The organism is Azospirillum sp. B4 (genome assembly GCF_000333275.1).
Lineage (GTDB): Bacteria > Pseudomonadota > Alphaproteobacteria > Azospirillales > Azospirillaceae > Nitrospirillum.
The window spans coordinates 1-2,778 of the sequence record NZ_BACU01000147.1 but is presented as its reverse complement, the minus strand read 5'-3'; the positions used below and the strand labels follow the sequence as shown (position 1 = coordinate 2,778).

3 protein-coding genes and 1 pseudogene are annotated in these 2,778 nt (G+C 67.4%); all 4 read left to right on the top strand.

Features of this window, described 5'->3' with window-relative positions:
• Positions 1-276, top strand: a pseudogene (locus I55_RS38260) (SAM-dependent methyltransferase); the annotation flags it as partial.
• Positions 273-578: a hypothetical protein gene (locus I55_RS06810; RefSeq protein ID WP_044559746.1), complete on the top strand. Its 306-nt coding sequence runs from the start codon at positions 273-275 to the stop codon at positions 576-578. The pseudogene I55_RS38260 and the gene I55_RS06810, both read left to right, overlap by 4 nt.
• Before the next feature lie 25 nt (positions 579-603).
• Positions 604-1,428 carry a cupin domain-containing protein gene (locus tag I55_RS06805; protein ID WP_049973892.1) on the top strand — a complete coding sequence of 275 codons (825 nt, stop codon included), beginning with the start codon at positions 604-606 and terminating at the stop codon, positions 1,426-1,428.
• Positions 1,429-1,482: 54 nt separating this feature from the next.
• Positions 1,483-2,778 (top strand): TonB-dependent receptor (locus tag I55_RS06800; RefSeq protein ID WP_044559749.1); only part of this gene is annotated, 1,296 nt, incomplete at its 3' end.

The window sequence follows — 2,778 nt, the reverse complement described above, 5'->3', positions numbered from 1 at the left end:
GCCCCGGCGGCNGCTGCGCTTCCTGGATTTCAGCGCACCGGCGATGGCCTGCGCGACCTGGCCATGGTGGAACACGGCGCGCGCAATAATGAGCCCTTCCTGCCACCCATGATCGCCGCCGACCTGCCGGCCATGGCCGCCGCCGCCGGCTTGGTGAACGCCCGCTGGGTGGCCTTCGACGAGCGCGGGGGTGGCCGCTTGCCCGACCTGTCCTGGCCCAGCCGCGCCGAATGGCATTTCCCCTGGGCCGTCCTGGAAGCGGAGAAGCCGCAATGACCGACCGCAGTTATCCCCCCCTGCCGCCCATGGCGCCCGATGTGGAGCGCCTGACCGGCCTGGTGTTCGAACTGGCGTCCCAGCTGCACATCGAGCGCACGCGGCGCCTGGCCCTGGAAACGGCGCTGGCCCGGGTGGGCGTCATCGCCCCGGGCCAGGCGGACGCCCTGGCCGAGGATGCCGCCGTGCTGGCCCGGTCGCGGGCCGAGCTGGAGACGTCCATGCGCAAGCTGATGCGGGTCCTGAGCGAAAGCGACGACCCGAAAGCGCCCTTGCGGGGCGAAGTCCCGGCCCCCCGTTGATTCATTAAAGTTAGGAGCCTGTATCTTGGCGCGTTCCTGGATCGAATTCATTCAAGCGCAATACATTCCCTGGCAGCCCCACACCCTGTGGGGCCTGCGCGACGGCGTCGAGGCCAAGGTCCTGAGCCATGACGACGCCACGGGTGCGGTCAGCATGGTGGTCCGCTATCCCGCTGGCTTCACCGCGCCTGCGGCCCGCCTGGTGGTGGACGAGGAGTTCCTGGTTCTGGACGGCACGCTGACCATGGCGGGCCAGGAATACGGCCATCTCGCCTACGCCCACCTGCCGGCGGGATATGAGCGGGGCGCGTTGGCCAGCCCCGGCGGCGCCGTGGTCCTGACCTTCCTGTCGGCGGCGCCCGACCAGGCGGCCCCCGTCACCGACTACGACCCGGCCCGCCTGGTGGTGCGGCTGGACGGCTACCAGGTGCCCTACACCGGCAATTTCCATCCGGAATTCCCGCCGGGCGCCGGGCGCAAGATGCTTTACAAGGATCCGGTCACGGGCGACGTCTCCTGGATGCTGGGCACCCTGCCGGTGCGCTGGGCCGAACGGTCGGAGGTTCATCCCACCGTCGAGGAGATGTACCTGCTGAGCGGCGAGGTGCACGGCAATCGCGGCGTCATGCGGCCCGGCGCCTATTTCTGGCGTCCGCCGGAGGCGCCGCACGGCCCCTACGGCACCCTGACAGGCAACCTTTACTTCTTCCGCACCAAGGGTGGCCCGCTGACGACGAACTACGTCCAGGCGGAACGGCCCTTCCAATGGTGGCCGGCCTACGACCCGGTGTTGCCCCCGGACATGGAGGCCTACCGCGGTGAAATGCCGGCCAACCCAACAGCCTGGTGAGAGCGAGGGCGGACACGCCCCTCACCTTCAATCAAAAGAACGGGAGCATTCATCATGACGGGTAAAATTCGGGGAATTTCCATCCTTGCCTTGCTGAGCGCGCTGGCGGCCCCGCCGGCCCTGGCGCAATCGGCGGCGCCTTCCACGGCCCAGCCGGCGGCGCCGCAGGCGGCCGATGCCAGCCAGCTTGAGGAAATCATCGTGACGGCCCAGCGCCGTCAGCAGAACCTGCAGGACGTGCCGCTGGCCGTGTCGTCGCTGGGGGCGTCCGATCTGCAGGACCGCCAGATCCGCGATACCATCGACCTGATCCAGCACATCCCCAACCTGATCGGCAACAACAACGTCGGCCTGGGCAGTTCCAACACCTATTACATCCGCGGCATCGGCAATACGGAATCCATCGCCACGCAGGACGTGCCGGTGGGCACCTACGTCGACGACGTCTACATCTCGCGCCAGAACGCCAACAACTTCGGCCTGTTCGACGTGGAGCGCATCGAGGTGCTGCGCGGTCCCCAGGGGACGCTGTTCGGCCGCAACACCACCGGCGGCGCCATCAACGTCATCATGAAGAAGCCCTCCGCGACCGCCGGCGGCTATCTGGAGGCCGGTGCCGGCCGCTTCGGCGAGACCGACATCCGGGCCAGCATGGACGCGCCCCTGTCGGACAAGGTGCTGACCAAGGTCAGCATGTACCGGAACCGCAGCGACGGCTATGTCCGCCAGGTCAACACCGGCGACAAGCTGAACGGTTCGGACAACTACGGCGTGCGGGGGGCCGTCCGCCTGCTGCCGACGGACCGGGTGACCATCGACCTGGCCGGCGATTATGTCGATGAGAACGAGGCCAACCTGATCAACCGCGTCGATCCGGCGACGGGCGACCGCATCGCGACCATCGGCATCACCCAGGGCGCGCTGGCCAAGTACTTCACCGGCACCAAGGCCAACAACGAGGTCGGCAACTCCACCAAGAGCTGGTCGCTGAGCTCCAACGCCGCCTGGGAACTGGACGACCTGACGCTGAATTCCATCACCGGCTACCGCCAGACCACCCAGCGCTACTTCATCGACTCCAACCCGGCGGCGCCCAATCCCATCGCCACCGGCGTGTCCCCCATCCTGAACTACAGCCTGCACCAGCAGTGGTCGCAGGAGTTCAAGGCCAATGGCCAGGCACTGGACAACCGCCTGAACTACACCGTCGGCTTCTATTACCTGCATGAGAACAACTGGACCGACCTGGGCACGGGTGTCGGCACCGCCTCCGGCTTCACGGTCAGCGGCGACCGCACCATCAAGAACACGCTGGACTCCTACGCCCACTACGCCCAAGGCGACTACAAG

What these genes read in the sequence shown, in the direction of transcription:
- I55_RS06810 (WP_044559746.1), top strand. Translation starts at nt 273, where the DNA reads ATGACCGACCGCAGTTATCCCCCCCTGCCGCCCATGGCGCCCGATGTG.